Below are 19455 nucleotides of genomic sequence, written 5' to 3'. Positions count from 1 at the left end.
GACACTGGCTTCATCCTGTGCTACAAACAGAACCGAAAGTGTTGTTTCTAGAATTAAATAGGGTAGCTTCTCAATACTCAGTGGAGGGTTTCTACCCGGTACGTATCTTGGCTATACCTTTCGGCAGTTGAGCAAATTAATATGCTACGAGAAAGTGTATTTTATAAGCACGCCGTACAGGGAACTCTGAGCCCTGTTATGTTAGGCAGCGATAACAACAGAGGATAACAGCGAATGGTTCTCGGCAAGCCACAAACAGACCCGACTCTCGAATGGTTCCTGTCTCATTGCCATATCCACAAATATCCATCGAAGAGTACGCTGATTCACCAAGGTGAAAAGGCCGAAACGCTTTACTACATCGTGAAAGGCTCCGTTGCGGTGCTTATCAAAGATGAGGAAGGTAAAGAGATGATTCTCTCCTATCTTAATCAGGGAGATTTCATCGGCGAACTTGGATTATTTGAAGAAGGCCAAGAACGTAGCGCCTGGGTTAGAGCAAAAACCGCCTGTGAAGTGGCTGAAATTTCTTACAAAAAATTCCGTCAGCTGATTCAGGTCAATCCAGATATTTTAATGCGCCTATCTTCACAGATGGCGAGTCGCTTACAGATTACATCTGAGAAAGTGGGCAACCTTGCTTTCCTTGATGTGACTGGGCGTATTGCACAAACGCTGCTTAATCTGGCAAAACAACCTGATGCCATGACCCACCCAGATGGGATGCAGATTAAAATTACCCGCCAGGAAATTGGTCAGATAGTTGGCTGCTCCCGCGAAACCGTGGGGCGGATACTAAAAATGCTGGAAGATCAAAACCTGATCTCCGCACACGGTAAAACGATTGTCGTCTACGGCACCCGTTAATTCCCCCTAAACTGGTGCCGATACTGTCGGCATCAGTTTTTTAATCTTTTGTGATCAATAAATTTCTGGGGCCTTTATGAAATGGCAACGGCTTATTTATCATCCTGAAGTTAATTACGCACTACGCCAAACATTAGTGCTCTGCCTGCCTGCAGCATTAGGGTTCGCTCTCGGCGAACTTCGGCTGGGCTTGATGTTTTCTCTGATACCCGCCTGTTGCAACATTGCCTCACTGGATACACCACACCAACATTTTTTCCGGCGTCTGCTGGTCGGCGGCGCGCTGTTTACTGTGAGTAGCTTCCTAACCCAGCAACTGCTGCTATGGGATATTCCGTTGCCTGCTGTCATGCTCAGCCTGGCATTAGTTCTAGGAGTGAGTGGGGCGATTAGCCAATTGAATGGCCATTTGTTACCCGCGGCACTGATTGCTGCTATTTTCAGCCTCAGCATGGTGGGCCGCGCTCCGATCTGGCAAGCCCCGTTGCTGTGTGCCGTAGGGACACTGTGGTATGGGGTGTTTAACGGGTTATGGTTCCGACTCTGCAAGGATCAACCGATTCGCGAACCTTTGAGTCAGCTTTATCGCTTACTAGCCGATTATTGTGACACCAAATACAGCCTGTTTGCTCAGCACCTTGAGCCGGAAAAATCGATACCGCCGCTGCTGGACAGACAACAGGCGATTATGGACAAGATTAATCAGCTTTATCAGCAATTTAATCTGATTCATAACACCACGAAGAAAGAACAGAAACGGTTGTTGGGATTGTTCCAAATGGCTCTCGATTTGCAAGAGCACATTACTGCGGCCCTGATTCAGCCAGAAAAAGCACAAGAGTTAATGGAGCAGACACAGATTGAGAGCGTGATACGCCGTAATTGCCAGAAAATCTCAGCTCAAATGCGCAGCATCGCCAACGACATTCTCTATCACCACCATGCTGATGAGCATTTCACTGCCGATGATGGTCTGACAGAACTGGCAAGCATCGCACAGGCACACCCAGACAACCCGGTCGCACAATTCTACTACTACCATATCAGCCACGTGACCCAGCTATTGAGTGACCGGCGACCACTGTATGACCGTGACCTGATGTCCAGCCAACAACCACAACCTTTCTGGCCGGCGTTGATCAGCTATCTGTCGTTCAAATCAGGTGCACTGCGGGAAGCGGCTCGTCTGGGCGTAACACTGGCAGCAGGTAGCTATATCGGTAACTTAATTCATCTACCCAAACCTTATTGGATTTTGCTTACTGTGATGCTGGTAACGCAGAACGGTTATAACGCCACCAAGGTACGAATCCATCACCGTGCACTCGGCACCTTGATTGGGCTGATATTGGCCGCTGGTCTATTGCATCTGCCAATGCCAGAGGGTGCCACCCTTGGCATTATGCTGCTCATTACCCTTGCCGCTTATCTGGTTCAACGTAAAAACTACGGGCTATCTGTTGTTGGCAGAACCATAACCGCAGTCTATATCTTGCAATTATTGACCGGAGAAGGCGCTGACTTCTTGGTTCCGCGATTGCTAGATACCTTAATTGGCTGCGCATTGGCCTTTGCCAGCGCCCTATGGCTGTGGCCTCAGTGGCAGAGCGGTTTACTGCGTAAGAATGCCCATCAGGCGCTAGAGGCATATCAGAAGATTTTGCGCTTGCTGCTGACGCCTGAGCCTGATATCAACCAACTGGCCTATAAACGCATTGAAGTAAATAAGGCCAGTAACACCGTGTTAAGCTCCTTAAATCAGGCGATGCAAGAGCCGGGGTTCAACTCAAAATATTTGGCAGATATGCGATTATGGGCCACTCACAGTGAGTTGATTGTTGGGCATATCAATGAGATGACTATCCTGACGCGGGCTTATCCCTTGGGGAGTTCAGTACCAGGTAAATATCACATTCAGCTCAGCGTCGAACTGGCGGCAGATTATTTACAACTCTGTGAGATAGCCATTCAGCAATGCCAGCAACGGCTGGAGTCAGACAACAGCGAGGGGAATAACGATTTCGTGCAGATGCCGGATGTCACACCGGACACACAAATTTCTGAGTTGGAACGTAATTTACGCCGGGTTTTGTCACACTTAAGCGTGATGCATACGGTGTCTGCCATGGCTTGGCAACAACAACCCCATCACGGTATTTGGCGCAGTCAGAGATTACGGGAGCATGTATAGCAATGGAGAGGCAAAATACCTCTCCATAATTGAGTTAATCCTGGACCAGACTGGCGATGGCTTGCTCTAACCGCGCCATTCCTTGTTTGATATCATCCAGCTCCACCACTAATGAAGGGGCTAACCGCAACACATTCGGCCCGGCATTGAGGACCATCAAGCCATTAGCGGCAGCAGCCATCAGCAACTCCCGCGCACGGCCATGGTATTGCGGCGTTAACTCGGCACCAATCAATAACCCCATACCACGGATATCGTCAAACAGGTGATACTTGTTATTGATCTCTTGCAGCGCCTGCACAAACAGGCTGTGGCGCTGTTCAATACCATTAAGTACCTCAGGGGTATTAATCACATCCAGAGCAGCCTCAGCGACGGCACAGGCCAGAGGATTGCCCCCATAGGTGGTGCCGTGAGTTCCCACCGCCATTACCGACGCAATTTCTTCCGTGGTTAGCATCGCACTGATAGGGAAACCACCACCTAAGGCTTTCGCCGTGGTCAGAATATCTGGCGTCACACCATAATGCATATAGGTAAACAGCTTGCCGCTACGCCCCATACCGCTTTGTACTTCGTCAAATACCAGCAGCGCATCATGTTGATCACATAAAGCCCGCACCCCTTGTAGAAATTCAGGCGTCGCAGAGGTGATCCCCCCTTCTCCCTGAATGGGTTCGAGCACCACCGCACAAGTATGGTCATCCATAACGGCTTTCACCGCAGCCAGATCATTAAACGGCACATGGATGATATCGGCAGGTTTCGGGCCAAAACCATCGGAATACTTGGGCTGACCACCCACCGATACAGTAAATAAGGTGCGGCCATGGAAAGCATTATGGAAAGCAATGATTTTAGTCTTATAGGGGCTATGACGTTCAATGGCATAATGACGAGCCAGCTTAAAGGCCGCTTCATTTGCCTCGCCACCCGAGTTGGCAAAAAACACGCGATCCGCAAAGGTGGCATCAATCAGTTTTTGCGCCAAACGCAGTGCAGGCTCATTAGTGAAAACGTTACTGGTATGCCATAACGTCTCACCTTGCTGATGCAATGCCGCTACCAGCGCCGGGTGGCAATGCCCCAGAGCAGTAACCGCAATTCCACCAGCAAAATCAATATATTCCTTGCCTTGTTGATCCCACACTCGGCTGCCCTTCCCTTTTACCGGAATGAACTGTGCTGGTGCATAAACAGGCAAAATAACCTGATCGAATGTACTGCGAGTTACTGCTAACTTATCCGCCATTATACTGTCCACCCTGATATCCCCTTCGCACTTGAAGCTACAGGGTTGTTAGCTGCACGCATTATTCGGCCCATCCCTGGGCCTCACCTCTTCGAGGCCGCTGCAAGCAGCGTTCAAATCTGTTCCCGACAGATTTGTCACCTGAATCACTTGACTGTGTAAGCTCAGCGGGATTCGTTTGCGGGCTGCCTATCTGCAACTCCAATTACTTTGGGTATAATCCATTGAGTTACCAATTATTGGTATATGAAAATATAATCACAAAATATGCATAAAAAATCACAATCAGGCAAACAAAAAAAACAATTAAATAATAAATACAACTCAACCAGCTAATTTTTAAGGAAATTATCTAATAATTGATGACCTTGCTCGCTGAGGATACTCTCAGGATGGAACTGCACCCCCTCCAATGACAAGGTGCGATGACGGATACCCATAATCTCATCCATCACTCCCTCATGTTCCGTCCAGGCGGTCAGTTCAAAACAGTCTGGCAATGAGTCGGTCGCAATCACCAAAGAGTGATAACGGGTCACGGTCAGCGGTTGGTTAAGCCCCCGAAAAACCCCCTGACCATTATGGCAAATAGCCGTGGTTTTACCGTGCATCACTTGCCGCGCTCGCACTACACGTGCGCCAAAAGCCTGCCCTAGTGCCTGATGCCCCAAGCAAACACCCAGTATCGGTAATTTTCCGGCAAAATGGTTGATGGCCGCTAAAGAAATTCCGGCCTCATTGGGCGTGCAAGGGCCAGGCGAAATCACCAAATGTGAGGGTGATAACTTTTCAATATCAGCAAGTTGTACCTCATCATTACGTTTAACCACCACCTCAGCCCCCAATTCACAAAAATACTGGTAGAGGTTGTAAGTAAACGAATCGTAATTATCGATCAATAGCAGCATTTCATATCCAAAAAATCAGGTTAACGCTTACGCCCACCGGTAATTGACCCCAAGACACCACGCAAAATTTGTCGCCCCAAGTCCCGCGCCATGCTCTTAGCTGCCGTCTGGACGATACCATCACGTTTGCCACCGCGCGGGCCGGTAGAACCAAACAGTAAATCATTCAGCCCATCCATCAAACCACCGCCCGCACTACCCTGCTGATCGGTTGACGGCTGAGAAGCCGCCCCCCCTCCGGGCGCTGCATCCCCCATGGTAGAGAATCCACCCGCAGATAATTTCTCATAAGCAGACTCGCGATCCACCCCTTCTTCATAACGACCATATAGTGGGGAATGATTGATGGCGTGATTACGCGCTGCCGCATCCAATGCGCCCATTTTTGATTGTGGCGCGATAACCATACCCCGCTCGACCACATTAGGCCGCCCTTTCTCATCAAGGAAAGAGATGAGAGCCTCGCCAACCCCCAATTCGGTAATCACCTGTTCGGCACTGAATGCCGGATTCGCGCGCATAGTCTGAGCTGCAGCTTTAACTGCTTTTTGATCCCGTGGGGTAAAGGCACGCAGAGCATGCTGTACCCAGTTGCCCAGTTGACCGAGGATTTTATCGGGAATATCTAATGGATTTTGCGTCACAAAATAGATGCCGACCCCTTTCGAGCGAATCAGCCGGACCACCTGTTCAACTTTATCCACCAGCGCCGTTGGCGCATCACTGAACAACAGATGGGCTTCATCAAAGAAAAACACCAGCTTAGGTTTATCAACATCACCCACTTCAGGAAGTTGCTCGAAAAGTTCAGCCAGCAACCACAACAGAAAAATCGCATACAGTTTGGGCTGATTAATTAACCGATCAGCCGCTAACAGATTGATAACTCCCTGCCCATGGCTGTCGATTTGCATTAAATCGTGAATATCCAGCATCGGCTCGCCAAAGAATTGATTGGCACCTTGCTCTTCCAAAGCCAGTAAACCACGCTGGATAGCACCAATTGAGGCCGGCGTGATGTTGCCGTATTGCGTACGGAACTGTTTCGCGTTGTCACCAACATATTGCACGATAGCCCGCAAGTCTTTCATATCAAGCAGCAGCAGGTTGTTGTCATCGGCAATTTTGAATACCAGTTGCAACACACCACTTTGCACGTCATTCAGATCAAGCAGACGACCTAGCAGCAGCGGGCCAAGATCGGAAATAGTGGCACGGATCGGATGACCCTTTTCAGCGAAGATATCCCACGGCACAATCGGGCAAGCTTGTGGCTGCCAATCCGTAACACCTATCGCTGCCAGTCGGGTTTGGAGTTTTTCCGAATCAACCCCTTCCGCCCCAATGCCAGATAAATCCCCTTTCACATCGGCGAGAAATACCGGCACACCAATACGGGAAAATTGCTCAGCCATTTTTTGCAGGGTGACTGTTTTACCCGTGCCGGTCGCGCCAGTAATCAAGCCATGACGGTTAGCCAGAGCCGATAAAATCACTAAATCCTGTGCCGGCGGCACCTTCGCGATAAGCAATGTTTCACTCATAAACCTTCACCCCATCACGTTTACGTTAGAGACAGATAATTGATTATAAGCACCCGATTCGGGCAAACGGATTAATTTATGACAGCAATGCGACTGTTACCCAAAGAACGTGGCGTTGCAGGTGGGCAGCAAGCAAAAGACAGCTTGGTTGTAAACCAGCCTTCGAGGTTTAACGTGAAGGCTGGTAACCAGCGATTAAGGTAAAACTTTCGCTGACAGGATAGTGATAGGTTTAACCGGCACATTCTGATACGGGCCGACATTTTCGGTCTGAACCTGGGAGATCTTCTCTACCACATCCATCCCTTTAACCACTTTACCGAACACCGCATAACCGAAGTCACGTTGGCCGTGGTCAAGGAAGGCATTGTCTGCCACATTCAGGAAAAACTGGCTGGTAGCACTGTCTTTATCAGCAGTACGGGCCATAGAGATGGTGCCACGCAGGTTGCGCAGGCCGTTATCCGCTTCATTTTTGATTGGTGTTTTAGCAGTTTTCTGTTTGAAGTCAGCAGTAAAACCACCACCTTGAACCATAAAACCAGGGATAACACGGTGAAAAATAGTGTTGTTGTAGTAGCCGTTGTTAACATAATCAACGAAGTTTTGTGTTGAAACCGGGGCCTTCTGGCTATTGAGTTCCAACTCAATATTCCCAACTGACGTCGTTAACAACACATGAGGCTCACCGGCAGCAAACGCTGCGGGGGCCACGGCGCTAAGGGAACAAAGTGCAATGAAGGTCACTAAAGTACGTTTAAACATTAACGGTTCCTTTCTGTAGGATGCGAACAACGGAAAAGCGCTTTGATTCTAGAGAGCTGACCCGCGCAATGCCACCCATTTACGGAATTTTACGTAACAGAATGCGCATTTAGGCTGAAAAGCTGCCTCTTCAGCAGTTAAACCACACCATGATGATTAATTAGCCAAATTAAACCATTCCCGCACTCCCAGGCAACAGTGGAATTCTGCTATAGGGATCACGTCTTGTTTATTTTCCTTTATCTTATCTGCCATTTTTGAGAGAAACATCTCATTTTGTTTTTGGTTAATCGCTAGTCTGCTTCCAAATGAGAGCGCTCTCATTTCTAATTAATCTATATGGAAGCCAAATGATGAAAACCTTTAAAATTGCCATTATCGGTGGCGGTAGTAGCTATACCCCGGAGTTGGTTGATGGGCTGATTCAGCGTATTGACCAGTTACCGGTCACTGAACTGGCACTGGCTGATGTCGAATTGGGCCGTCAAAAAGTGGAAATCATTGCTGCATTAACCCGAAGAATGCTGGACCGGCATGGGCTAGAGCATGTAAAAGTCAGCATTCACTTCTCACTGGATGACGCGATTGCCGGAGCCAGTTTTGTCCTGACACAGTTCCGTGTCGGCCAACTCCCTGCACGCGCCGCGGATGAACGTTTAGGGCTGAAATATAACCTGCTTGGGCAGGAAACTACCGGGGTTGGTGGGTTTGCCAAAGCTCTGCGTACCATTCCGGTGATGCTTGATATTGCCGCCAGAGTTGAGCGGTTAGCGCCGGATGCCTGGATCATTAACTTCACCAATCCAGCCGGTATCGTTACTGAAGCAGTGACACGTTATAGCAAAGCGAAAATCATCGGCTTGTGTAATGTCCCAATCAGCATGCACCATATGATTGCCAACTTGCTCCACGCACCTTATGAAGATATCCAACTGCGCTTTGCCGGGCTAAATCATATGGTGTGGGTGCATGAGGTGTTACAACGTGGCAAAGATGTTACCGCCGAGGTACTGGACATGTTGTGTGACGGGGCCTCACTAACCATGAACAACATTAAGGAAGCACCATGGCCGCCAGAGTTCCTGCGGGCAATGGGGGCGATTCCTTGTCCGTATCATCGCTATTTCTATCAGACTCAGGATATGTTGGCAGAAGAGATGGCCGCAGCAGCCGAGCGTGGCACCCGTGCGGAACAAGTTATGCAGGTAGAAAAAGAGCTGTTCGAGCTGTACGCTGATCCGCATTTGGACAGTAAACCAGAGCAACTCAGCTTCCGTGGCGGATCATTTTATTCTGAAGTTGCACTGGAACTTATTCGTGCCATTCATAATAATTTAGGTACGCAACTTGTTGTCAATACAACAAACCGGGGTGCAATTCGCGGCTTATCTGACGGCTCAGTAGTAGAAACTAACTGTATTGTTGATGCACAAGGTGCACACCCACTCACCTTCGGCCCATTACCTGTTGCTATGCATGGGTTGACCCAGCAAGTAAAAGCCTACGAGCGCCTGACTATTGAAGCTGCGGTTCACGGTGACCGTCGTAGTGCCTTGTTAGCGTTAGTGACTAACCCACTGATTGCTAACGCCAGCATTGCTCAGCCACTATTGGAGGAAGTTCTACAGGTAAATAAACCTTACTTGCCTCAGTTCACAGAACTGTGATGGTAAATTAACTATTGTTGCGGGTTCTGACTTTATACCCAACGCTATAGGCGTTATAGCCAGATAACCCGCACAAATCCCGATGAACTTGCGCAATCAAGCGATTCGGGTGACCAATCGGCAGATTTGAATGCTGATTGCTGCGGTCTGGAGTGAGTCACGAACGCCGCTAACCCCCTGCGGCCTCAATAGCCAAGGGTTACTTTTAGCCTAAACAGGAGCATGAAATGGTTACACTGGAAGACGTCGCGGTATTAGCCGGGGTTTCCCGCGCTACGGTTTCCCGCGTGGTCAACGGTGATACCAATGTCAAAACCCTGACCCGCGAAAAGGTTGAACAAGCGGTCGCGGTATTGGGTTACACCCCAAACCCTGCCGCACGTGCACTGGCTTCCAGCCAAAGTAATACCTTGGGGTTGGTGACAACCTCATATCGCGGTGGCTTTTTTGGCGCGTTGATGGACTTCGTACAAACCGAAACAGAATCACAGGGTAAGCAGTTATTGGTCACCCAAGGGCGGGATAATGCTGATAAAGAGTGGCAGGCAATTCAGCGCCTGTATAACTTACGCTGCGATGGTTTAATCCTCCATGTACGTTTTCTCAGTGACGAGAAACTGCAACAACTTGCAGCGGCAGGCCGGTCATTTGTGTTATTAGACAGGATGGTTCCCGGTCTTGAATCCCGCTGTGTGACCTTTGATCACCGGCATGCGAGTCAGATGGCGACTCAGGTACTTATCGATGCAGGCCACCGTCATATTGCCTGTATCAGTGGCTCTTCTCAGCGCTATTCCAGTGTGTTACGCCGTCAGGGTTTTTTGGATGCCATGCAACTCGCAGGTTTAGAACCTACCGCCTGTGTGGAAGGCGTTTACGATCTGGAAAGTGGCTATCAACGCGCGGACGAGATCTTAAAGCGGCCTCGCCTACCAACCGCTATCTATTGCTGTAACGAAGAAATGGCAATCGGCGCGCTGTTGGCTATTAATAAACACCATTTGCAGGTGCCACAGGACATTTCATTGATTTGCTATGACAGTGGCGAACGCGCTCCTTTTGTTAGTCCGGCATTAACCAGTCTGCATTTCCCGATTGTTGGAATGGCGCAATTCGCCACCCAGTTGTTGATTAATCCGCAGCTCCCCAGTGCCAGTTTCCCGCCAACAATTATTATGCGCGATTCTGTTATGCCACCGAAACAACTCCGCTAGTCAGCCCCGGTGGCAAGTTATCGCTCTTTCCTGCTTATCTCTCTTTTCGTTCATGAAGATAGCGAATGTTATTGGCGTTGCTGGCACAGAATAAACCTTATCAGAGGCTCATCACCCGCATCACTCACATGAATAAGTGATGCGACTGCGTGCCTAACACCCCTATTGCTTCACGTACCAAGGGTCGCTCTATTAAAACGTCACATTCAACTTTGCCCAAAGAGTTCGACCCGGCTCATTCAACGACGTATTAGCCGAGTACCCAAATCCACTATTACCGGCCAGATTGAGGTGCTCGCTGTACGCTTTATTCAGTAGATTATCGATACCAGTGCTGACTTTGACTTGTTTTGTAACCTTGTAAGCCACATTGGCAGACAGCACACCGAAGCCCGCACTATCAGCAAAGTCTTTACCTACCACATTCCCTTCGTTAATCGCGACCCGGTGCTGGCTGCTGACTAACCGCCATAATGCCGTGCTGCTCCAATCCCCTGCTTCAAACGTCAATCCTAACCGTGCTTCAAGGGGAGGGATTTGCGGCAACGGACGATGATTACTGGTATTTTTCCCCCAGGCATAAGCCAGGCTGGCGTCAGCTTTCCAATTGTCGTTAAAGGCATAGCCGGCCCCCATCTCACCCCCCATAATAGTTGCGTTGATATTATCTGCCTGACTGATGCGCAGATTGTTCGGGTCATACTTGAACAAAATGAAATCATTGACCCGACCAAGATAAGCAGAGACCCAACTGTTGAGCTGCTTACCATTGTATTGCGCGCCAATATCAAGTTGAGTGGTCTTTTCACTCTTCACCCCCTCAAAAGCACTGCTGGAGCCAACAGGCCCGAACGTCGGCGAAAATAGCTCCCAATAATCAGGAAAACGCTGCGTATGGCCCAAACCGGCGTACCACATCACGGGTAAGTCAGCCAGATTATGCTCAAAACGCATGAAACCGGCGGGGAGCGTTGCAGAGCGTGTCGGTTGAAAAGCACGGGCATAATTGGTGACTTCATGATGGTCAATGCGGGCACCGGTAATCAGTTTATCCTGATCGCTGGCACTCCAGGTCAGTTCGCTAAACAAGCCGTTGCTGGTAAAGCGAGCATCTTTATCCCAATGGCCTTGTTTATTTTTACGGTGCGTATTGGTTTGCAAATCAGTACCCGCCTCCAATTTCAGATCCCGCCACAACCAAGTGCCCATGACCCGGCCCCCCATCGTGCGCCGGTCCACATTACTGGACATCGCCATCATCGGTGGCGTGCGTAATGTATTGTTATCCATAATATGATTGGCATAGTTGTAGTAGATTTTGGCTTCAATTTTGTCCAACACGTCACCGATATTTGTTTTTTCAAAGCGTGCGCCCAGACTCTCGCGCAAGAACTGGGAACCGTCCATACCGCGCCCGGCATACCTTGCTTCACCGTCACCTTTACCCGCCGTTAGCTCGAGCAACGTATCACTGTCTGGTGTCCAGCCCACGGCGATATCGGCATTCCATTTATCCCATTTCGAGGGCACCCGCGCCCCATTGCCATCTTTGTAATCACCAGCCTGAGACTGATTACCCATCATGCGCAAATAGCCTTGCTCGTTACCTAAACTGGTATCGAGATTTTTATCCCAGCGACCATTAGAGCCCACCAATAGACTGGCATTCCCTTTGATGCCCGCCTGGTCAAAGTGAGGGGGTTGCCGCTCAAACAAAATAGTACCGGCGGAAGCACCAGCCCCCCACAACACCGATTGTGGTCCCTTCACTACGGTCAGCAGGTCAAAACTCTCTGGTGAAATATAGGATGTGGGCGCGTCCATCCTTGATGGGCAGGCCCCCAGTGTTTCCCCACCATCTGTCAGAATTTTTATCCGTGAACCAAACATGCCACGGAACACCACATCCCCATTGGTACCCCCATTACGGATTTGCGAGAAACCGGGGATAGTTTTCAGATAGTCAGCCCCATCACTGGCGGGAACAGGTTGGCGCGGCGCTTTAGGCGAGGTCACGATAACCAGCGGCGAATGAAGAGGCGCGCTAACAGTTATGACATCAGCATCATTGAGTTTTTTATCACTGCTATCGTTGATGGTGTTATTCGCCACCGGATCATGAGTCATCAGATGATCATGCGTAGCGGCAACGGTATTTAAGGCAAATACCGAAAAAGCAGCGGTTACTGCGCATGCTAATAATGTTTTTTTATAGGTTTTACTCTTGCCAGACATAATTATTCCTTGGGCAATACAAATTACTCCGGTGAGTATTTATCCACACCAGAAAAATGGTTTTTATTTTTTATCGGATTATCAGGAATAAAAGGCAGGTGGTGCGCGTGGTTGGCTCTCTGAATAGGTATCTTGAATAATTAACCAATAGATAAATAACGGCGGAGGGATCTCGGCTAACAGTAGTGCAGAGCGAATATCCGCTTTGAAAGCTGTATTCAGTAGGGGCAAATGAGTCAGTAATACACAATAACCACAAGCTGCATGATCCATCATCATGCCATCATGACCGCCTCCGGCCTGCGCGGTATTGCTATGTTGGGCCGTTGCCAGGCTCTGTTGATGGTCAGCGTGATGCGCCATATCCATAGCACAATTGGCCTTAGCAGCACTCACACTCATCGTTGAGATGGTTTTTTGCTCATACGAAAGCGCCAGTGAAACTGAAACCACCGGAGCGATAAATAACATCAGGATCGCCGCTATCCCCAACCAGGCAGAAAAGCGCCTTCTTTGATAAAGAATTTGGCTCAACGGCAGCCTATCGCCGTTGGTGTTACATCGGTGTTCACGCTTCTCATCACGATAAATTCCTTTATATCGATGAAAAAAAGAAAGTAAGGCGGATTAATTATCTGTTTTATTAATAGTTTTATACCCAAGTTACTTTGAGATGCAGGTAGACGGCAACCGAGCAAATCCCCTGCAGCTTAGATAACTAAGTGACTGGGGTGAGCAAGGGCTGCCAACACCCCTGTATCTTGAAGGGCGACCGGTATATGAGTTTTTACTGATCTACAAGCGGGGCAAATCATACCTGAAGCAACCTTAACACGACCCACACTTTAATAGAATTAAGAATCTTTATCATTTGAGGCCGCATCGTAATCTGTGACGGTTCACTATTATTCGCAATTGCTTTTCAGTCATTACATTAAAAGTTGAATGTAAATCACAAAAACTCACTATGCCTGTGCTAGGATCCGCCGCCTTAGTGCTGAAAACCGGTTTGACCTCCTTTTAGCCCTATGTCCGTTTTTAGCAATTATCTGTCTTTAACTCTTTATTTATTTGATACTGACGCACAGGCCTATTTATGAATAACAGCAATCGCATTCGGCTCACTTGGATCAGTTACTTCTCTTACGCCCTTACTGGTGCGTTAGTTATTGTCACCGGGATGGTGATGGGGAATATCGCAGAGTATTTCAATCTGCCTATTGCCAGTATGAGTAACACATTTACTTTCCTTAACGCGGGTATTTTAATCTCCATCTTCCTCAATGCCTGGTTAATGGAAATCATTCCATTAAAACGCCAGTTGGTGTTTGGCTTTATTCTGATGTTGATTGCTATCGCCGGATTGATGGTTGGCCATAATCTAATGGTCTTCTCAATCAGCATGTTCATCCTCGGGGTGGTCAGCGGGATAACCATGTCGATTGGTACCTTCCTGATAACCCATATGTACGAGGGGCGTCAGCGCGGTTCACGCCTGCTGTTTACCGATTCGTTCTTCAGTATGGCTGGGATGATTTTCCCTGTCGCCGCCGCAATGCTGCTGGCACGCCATATCGAATGGTACTGGGTGTACGCTTGTATCGGCCTGCTGTATGTCGGTATTTTTGTGCTAACACTGTGCTCTGAGTTCCCAGTTCTGGGCCACAAAGCCGCTGATCAAAGCAAACCGGTCGCGAAAGAGAAATGGGGGGTTGGCGTGCTGTTCCTGTCGATTGCCGCATTGTGCTATATCCTTGGCCAACTTGGTTTTATCCAGTGGGTACCGGAATACGCCACCAAAACTTTCAATATGGATATCAGTCAGGCTGGCCAACTGGTCAGTAACTTCTGGATCTCTTATATGATTGGGATGTGGGTGTTCAGCTTTATCCTGCGCTTCTTTGACCTACAACGCATCGTAACTGTACTGGCGGCACTGGCAACACTGGCGATGTATCTGTTTGTCAGCACCGATAACCCACAATACCTGAGCTACTACATTCTGGCGTTGGGTTTTGTTTCCAGTGCAATTTACACCACACTGATTACTCTGGGTTCATTGCAAACCAAAGTCTCTTCGCCAAAACTGGTTAACTTCATCCTGACCTGCGGTACTGTCGGTACCATGCTGACCTTCGTGGTGACTGGCCCGATTGTCGCCAACAGTGGTGTTCATGCCGCGCTGGCAACAGCAAACGGCCTGTACCTGGCAGTGTTTGTGATGTGTCTGATTCTGGGCTTCTTCACCAAGCACCGCAGCCACGGCCATGTGACTGACTGATTTATCGGTTTTACTGCCCTGCCGCCATCACGGTTACAGGGCAGCGCCTATTTAAAATTCACTACCTCTTCCTGCCCCAGATATATGCGGCTTTCGGCTGGCTGGGTCTTGGCAATCACCATCCCATGACGAATGGAATAGTGCACTGGCACCTGTCGCCGCACGGCATCGAACCCATTTTCTGCGGGCAGAATAATCAGGTTAGCGCTATTACCTGGCTGCAAGCCATAATCAGATAAATGCATTGTCCTGGCGCTGTGGGTGGTTATCAGATTCAGCCCGTCGTTAATTTGGCTATACCCCATCAACTGACAAATATGTAGCCCCATATGCAGGACTTGCAGCATATTGGCAGTGCCTAGCGGGTACCACGGGTCGAATACATCGTCATGACCGAAGCAGACATTAATTTCTGCCGCCAGCATCTCTTTAACCCGCGTAATACCACGCCGTTTCGGATAAGTATCAAAGCGCCCTTGTAAATGAATATTCACTAATGGATTGGCGACAAAGTTGATACCGGACATTTTCAACAGACGAAATAGCCGGGAAGCATAAGCCCCATTATAGGAGTGCATTGCTGTGGTGTGGCTGGCGGTAACGCGCGGCCCCATATTTTCCCGGTGCGCCAAGGCCGCCACTGTTTCAACAAAACGTGACTGCTCATCATCAATTTCATCACAATGCACATCTACCAGCCGCTGATATTTCTGTGCTAAGGCGAAGGCGATATGCAGAGATTCAACACCATATTCGCGAGTGAATTCAAAATGTGGGATGGCCCCAACCACATCAGCTCCCAGTCGCAGCGCCTCTTCCAACAGCGCGGCACCGTCGGGATAAGAGAGAATCCCCTCTTGTGGGAAAGCGACAATCTGCATATCCACCCATGGGCTGACTTCTTCTTTTACCTCTAACATCGCACTGAGTGCCGTCAGACTAGGATCGGAAACATCCACATGGGTACGGACATGCTGAATACCATTGGCGATTTGCCACTTCAACGTCTGCCATGCCCGCTGTTTAACATCCTCGCGCGTGAGCAAGGCTTTGCGCTCTGCCCAGCGCTCAATCCCCTCAAACAGAGTACCTGACTGATTCCAGCTCGGTTGCCCGGCCGTTTGGGTGGTATCCAGATGGATATGTGGCTCAATAAAAGGCGGCAATGCCAACCCACCTTGCGCATCCAGCACCCCGGCGCCAACCGTCTGCTGTTCCGGCTGCGGGCTAATAGCACTGATTTTGCCCTCCGCGATAGTTATCTGCCAAAAGCCCGCTTGCCCGGCAAGCCGCACATTATTGATAGTGGTGAGTAAGTGATTTGGTAAGGATTGCGTTGTCATCGATGCCTCCATGATCCCTTTTATATTCTGGTCATAACCAAAAGCTATTTGCTTTAGCTTACCCGACCAACAGTATGCTGCCCGATTTTCTTTTCCCGTCATTTAAAATCTAAAACTGAAACCTTTCAGCTAAAGATGAATGAAATCCGCAACTTATCAAAAATCGTTAAAAATCATCCATCTACCACCTTAGAGGTATATGGAAAGCAAATTGATTTACATCAAGAAGTGCGGTGTAGGGAGGATTACTGTAAGCGTAGAAAATTAAAAATTGAGGCAAAAATGAGCAAAGTCAAACTTGCCATCATCGGCAACGGTATGGTCGGCCACCGCTTTATCGAAGACTTATTAGATAAAGCAGATAAAGACCAATTTGAGATAACCGTATTTTGCGAAGAACCGCGCATCGCTTATGACCGGGTACATCTTTCTTCTTACTTCTCCCACCACACTGCGGAAGAGTTATCACTGGTTCGTGAAGGCTTTTATGAAAAGCACGGTGTAAAAGTGCTGGTTGGCGAACGTGCCATCACTATTAATCGCACCGAGAAAGTGATCCATTCCAACAGTGGCCGTACGCTGTATTACGACAAGCTGATTATGGCGACCGGTTCTTACCCGTGGATCCCGCCGATTAAAGGCAGTGAAGGGCAAGATTGCTTTGTCTATCGCACCATTGAAGATCTGAATGCGATTGAGTCTTGTACTCGCCGTAGCAAACGTGGCGCGGTTATCGGCGGCGGGCTGTTAGGGTTGGAAGCCGCTGGTGCCCTGAAAAGCCTTGGCGTTGAAACCCATGTCATTGAGTTTGCACCGGTATTAATGGCCGAACAGCTTGATCCGATGGGGGGTGACCAACTACGCCAGAAGATTGAACGCATGGGGGTCAGAGTCCATACAGGTAAAAATACCCAAGAAATTATTCATTCAGGCCAAAACAGCCGCAAAACCATGCTGTTTGCCGATGGTAGCCAGTTAGAAGTAGATTTTATCGTCTTCTCCACCGGTATCCGCCCACAAGACAAACTGGCACACCAATGCGGCTTAGCCACCGCGCGCCGTGGCGGTATTGCTATCAATGATTATTGCCAAACCTCCGACCCTGATGTGTACGCCATTGGCGAATGTGCCTCATGGCAAGAGCGCACCTTTGGCTTAGTCGCGCCGGGCTATAAAATGGCGCAGGTCACCGCAGACCATCTACTTGGCCGCGAAAACGCCTTCCACGGTGCCGACATGAGTGCCAAACTGAAACTACTGGGCGTGGATGTCGGTGGGATTGGTGATGCTCATGGCCGCACTGAGGGTGCTCGTAGCTACGTTTATCTGGATGAAAGTAAAGAAATTTATAAACGTCTGGTGGTTAGCGCAGATAACAAAACCCTGTTAGGGGCAGTGCTGGTGGGTGATACCACCGATTATGGCAACTTGCTGCAACTGGCACTGAACAACATCGAATTACCAGAAAACCCGGACAGCCTGATTCTGCCGGCCCATGCGGGTAGCAAACCGGCAATGGGCGTGGACTCGCTACCGGACAGCGCGCAAATCTGTTCCTGTTTTGATGTGACTAAAGGCGACATCATTCAGGCTATCGGCCAGGGTTGCCACACCGTTGCCGCACTGAAATCCGCCACTAAAGCCGGTACCGGTTGTGGCGGTTGCATTCCGCTGGTCACCCAGGTGCTGAATGCCGAACTGAGTAAGCAAGGCATTGAAGTTAACCATCATTTGTGTGAACACTTTGCCTATTCGCGCCAAGAGTTATATCACCTGATTCGGGTTGAAGGGATTAAGTCCTTCGATGCCTTGCTGGAGAAATACGGGAAAGGTTACGGTTGTGAAGTATGTAAGCCAACCGTAGGGTCACTGCTGGCATCGTGCTGGAATGAGTATATCTTAGAGCCGCAACACACGCCGTTGCAGGATACCAATGACAACTTCCTCGGTAATATTCAGAAAGATGGTACCTATTCGGTTATCCCTCGCTCACCGGGCGGGGAAATCACACCGGATGGCCTGTTAGCCATTGGCCGTATCGCCAAACACTATAATTTGTATACCAAACTGACCGGCTCTCAGCGGGTGGGGATGTTTGGCGCGCAAAAAGATGACCTGCCCGCTATCTGGGCGCAACTCATTGAAGCCGGTTTTGAAACCGGACACGCCTATGCCAAAGCCCTACGTATGGCAAAAACCTGCGTTGGCAGTACCTGGTGCCGCTTTGGTGTCGGCGACAGCGTCGGCTTTGGTGTGGCGCTGGAGCATCGTTACAAAGGCATTCGCACACCGCATAAAATGAAGTTTGGCGTCTCCGGCTGTACCCGTGAATGTTCGGAAGCTCAGGGTAAAGATGTCGGAATTATCGCCACCGAAAATGGTTGGAACCTGTATGTCTGTGGTAACGGCGGTATGAAGCCACGTCATGCTGACCTGCTGGCAGCGGATCTGGATGAAGAGACCCTGATGCGCTACCTCGACCGCTTTATGATGTTCTACATCCGCACCGCCGATAAGCTGCAACGCACCTCCGTCTGGCTGGAAAGTCTGGAAGGCGGCATTAATTATCTGCGCGCCGTGATCCTCGACGACAAGTTAGCTATTAACGACCAGTTGGAAGCCGATATTGCCCGCCTACGCGACAAAGTGACCTGTGAATGGAAAGTGACGGTTGAGAACCCGGCAGCACAGGTTCGTTTTGCCCACTTCATTAACAGCCCGCTACGCGACCCGAATGTACAAGTGGTACCTGAACGTGAACAACATCGCCCAGCGCGCCCAGATGAGCGTATCCCAGTCCGGGTGTTGGAATTGGAGGATAACGTATGAGCCAGTGGATTCCACTTTGTCCATTAAACGATATTTTACCCGGTAGCGGCGTATGCGGCCTGATCGGTGAGCAGCATGTCGCGGTTTTCCGCCCTTACGCTGACGAACAACTCTTTGCCATTAGCAATATAGATCCCTTCGCGCAAGCCAGTGTGTTATCACGCGGATTAATCGCGGAACATCAAGGTGATCTATGGGTGGCCAGTCCGCTGAAAAAGCAGCACTTTCGCCTGCATGATGGTTTCTGTCTGGAAGATGAAAGTCGCTCAGTTGCCCATTATGACGTGCGAGTTCGCGACGGCATGGTGCAAGTCAAAGCGTGATAAATAACAGTTATCCGGTCAGTACCAGATAACCAT

The 19455-nt window shown here is 49.3% G+C and carries 14 protein-coding genes; 7 read left to right on the top strand and 7 right to left on the bottom strand.

The window, feature by feature from the left end:
* Positions 1-234: 234 nt before the first annotated feature.
* Both crp and V1955_RS01055 read left to right on the top strand, forming a co-directional pair.
* Complete coding sequence (gene crp / locus V1955_RS01060) at positions 235-867, top strand: cAMP-activated global transcriptional regulator CRP (RefSeq protein WP_005186183.1); 633 nt, start codon at positions 235-237, stop codon at positions 865-867.
* A gap of 76 nt (positions 868-943) precedes the next feature.
* Positions 944-3058, top strand: coding sequence for a YccS/YhfK family putative transporter (locus V1955_RS01055; RefSeq protein WP_083161188.1), 2115 nt, complete (start codon positions 944-946; stop codon positions 3056-3058).
* Positions 3059-3092: 34 nt separating this feature from the next.
* Here V1955_RS01055 and argD read toward each other — a convergent pair whose 3' ends face one another.
* The 4 genes from argD to ppiA form a co-directional block, all read right to left on the bottom strand.
* Entirely contained in the window at positions 3093-4310 is a 1218-nt protein-coding gene (gene argD, locus V1955_RS01050; protein WP_372568502.1) for a bifunctional acetylornithine/succinyldiaminopimelate transaminase, read from the bottom strand.
* A 332-nt stretch (positions 4311-4642) separates the two neighbouring features.
* Positions 4643-5218 (bottom strand): aminodeoxychorismate synthase component II, encoded by a 576-nt coding sequence (locus tag V1955_RS01045; protein WP_083161192.1) that lies wholly within the window; start codon positions 5216-5218, stop codon positions 4643-4645.
* A 20-nt stretch (positions 5219-5238) separates the two neighbouring features.
* Positions 5239-6762: a helicase HerA-like domain-containing protein gene (locus tag V1955_RS01040; RefSeq protein ID WP_442820438.1), complete on the bottom strand. Its 1524-nt coding sequence runs from the start codon at positions 6760-6762 to the stop codon at positions 5239-5241.
* A gap of 195 nt (positions 6763-6957) precedes the next feature.
* Entirely contained in the window at positions 6958-7527 is a 570-nt protein-coding gene (ppiA, locus tag V1955_RS01035; protein ID WP_083161196.1) for a peptidylprolyl isomerase A, read from the bottom strand.
* Between the two features lie 353 nt (positions 7528-7880).
* Here ppiA and V1955_RS01030 point away from each other — a divergent pair, with 353 nt between their 5' ends.
* Together V1955_RS01030 and V1955_RS01025 are read left to right on the top strand one after the other, a co-directional pair.
* Entirely contained in the window at positions 7881-9194 is a 1314-nt protein-coding gene (locus V1955_RS01030; protein ID WP_083163947.1) for a 6-phospho-beta-glucosidase, read from the top strand.
* 227 nt (positions 9195-9421) lie between these two features.
* On the top strand, positions 9422-10408 hold the full coding sequence (locus V1955_RS01025; RefSeq protein WP_083161198.1) for a LacI family DNA-binding transcriptional regulator: 987 nt from the start codon (positions 9422-9424) through the stop codon (positions 10406-10408).
* A gap of 192 nt (positions 10409-10600) precedes the next feature.
* On the opposite strand, the gene V1955_RS01020 is transcribed toward V1955_RS01025, so the two are convergent.
* Together V1955_RS01020 and V1955_RS01015 are read right to left on the bottom strand one after the other, a co-directional pair.
* The gene (locus V1955_RS01020) at positions 10601-12535 is read right to left on the bottom strand and encodes a TonB-dependent copper receptor (RefSeq protein WP_442821408.1); all 1935 of its coding nucleotides are present in this window, start codon (positions 12533-12535) and stop codon (positions 10601-10603) included.
* Between the two features lie 189 nt (positions 12536-12724).
* The gene (locus V1955_RS01015; RefSeq protein WP_442820437.1) at positions 12725-13177 is read right to left on the bottom strand and encodes a DUF2946 domain-containing protein; all 453 of its coding nucleotides are present in this window, start codon (positions 13175-13177) and stop codon (positions 12725-12727) included.
* A gap of 562 nt (positions 13178-13739) precedes the next feature.
* Between V1955_RS01015 and tsgA the strand changes: the two genes are divergently transcribed.
* On the top strand, positions 13740-14924 hold the full coding sequence (gene tsgA, locus V1955_RS01010; protein WP_050087416.1) for an MFS transporter TsgA: 1185 nt from the start codon (positions 13740-13742) through the stop codon (positions 14922-14924).
* Between the two features lie 47 nt (positions 14925-14971).
* Here the strand turns inward: tsgA and V1955_RS01005 are convergent, their stop codons facing one another.
* Entirely contained in the window at positions 14972-16267 is a 1296-nt protein-coding gene (locus V1955_RS01005; protein ID WP_442820436.1) for a cytosine deaminase, read from the bottom strand.
* Positions 16268-16549: 282 nt separating this feature from the next.
* On the opposite strand from V1955_RS01005, the gene nirB reads away from it, so the two are divergent.
* Positions 16550-19096: a nitrite reductase large subunit NirB gene (gene nirB / locus V1955_RS01000; RefSeq protein WP_083161206.1), complete on the top strand. Its 2547-nt coding sequence runs from the start codon at positions 16550-16552 to the stop codon at positions 19094-19096.
* Positions 19093-19419: a nitrite reductase small subunit NirD gene (nirD, locus tag V1955_RS00995; RefSeq protein ID WP_050087415.1), complete on the top strand. Its 327-nt coding sequence runs from the start codon at positions 19093-19095 to the stop codon at positions 19417-19419. The genes nirB and nirD overlap by 4 nt, the downstream gene beginning before the upstream one ends.
* The last annotated feature ends 36 nt before the right edge of the window (positions 19420-19455 follow it).

The organism is Yersinia sp. 2545 StPb PI (assembly GCF_052217125.1).
Lineage (GTDB): Bacteria > Pseudomonadota > Gammaproteobacteria > Enterobacterales > Enterobacteriaceae > Yersinia > Yersinia enterocolitica_E.
Note: the sequence above shows the minus strand (reverse complement) of the source record. Positions and strands in the feature narration are given on the sequence as shown.

Excerpts from the sequence above, each read along its gene's own strand:
- crp (WP_005186183.1), top strand. The coding sequence starts at position 235 with ATGGTTCTCGGCAAGCCACAAACAGACCCGACTCTCGAATGGTTCCTG.
- V1955_RS01055 (WP_083161188.1), top strand. The coding sequence starts at position 944 with ATGAAATGGCAACGGCTTATTTATCATCCTGAAGTTAATTACGCACTA.
- argD (WP_372568502.1), bottom strand. The coding sequence starts at position 4,310 with ATGGCGGATAAGTTAGCAGTAACTCGCAGTACATTCGATCAGGTTATT.
- V1955_RS01045 (WP_083161192.1), bottom strand. The coding sequence starts at position 5,218 with ATGCTGCTATTGATCGATAATTACGATTCGTTTACTTACAACCTCTAC.
- V1955_RS01040 (WP_442820438.1), bottom strand. The coding sequence starts at position 6,762 with ATGAGTGAAACATTGCTTATCGCGAAGGTGCCGCCGGCACAGGATTTA.
- ppiA (WP_083161196.1), bottom strand. The coding sequence starts at position 7,527 with ATGTTTAAACGTACTTTAGTGACCTTCATTGCACTTTGTTCCCTTAGC.
- V1955_RS01030 (WP_083163947.1), top strand. The coding sequence starts at position 7,881 with ATGAAAACCTTTAAAATTGCCATTATCGGTGGCGGTAGTAGCTATACC.
- V1955_RS01025 (WP_083161198.1), top strand. The coding sequence starts at position 9,422 with ATGGTTACACTGGAAGACGTCGCGGTATTAGCCGGGGTTTCCCGCGCT.
- V1955_RS01020 (WP_442821408.1), bottom strand. The coding sequence starts at position 12,535 with ATGACTCATGATCCGGTGGCGAATAACACCATCAACGATAGCAGTGAT.
- tsgA (WP_050087416.1), top strand. The coding sequence starts at position 13,740 with ATGAATAACAGCAATCGCATTCGGCTCACTTGGATCAGTTACTTCTCT.
- V1955_RS01005 (WP_442820436.1), bottom strand. The coding sequence starts at position 16,267 with ATGACAACGCAATCCTTACCAAATCACTTACTCACCACTATCAATAAT.
- nirB (WP_083161206.1), top strand. The coding sequence starts at position 16,550 with ATGAGCAAAGTCAAACTTGCCATCATCGGCAACGGTATGGTCGGCCAC.
- nirD (WP_050087415.1), top strand. The coding sequence starts at position 19,093 with ATGAGCCAGTGGATTCCACTTTGTCCATTAAACGATATTTTACCCGGT.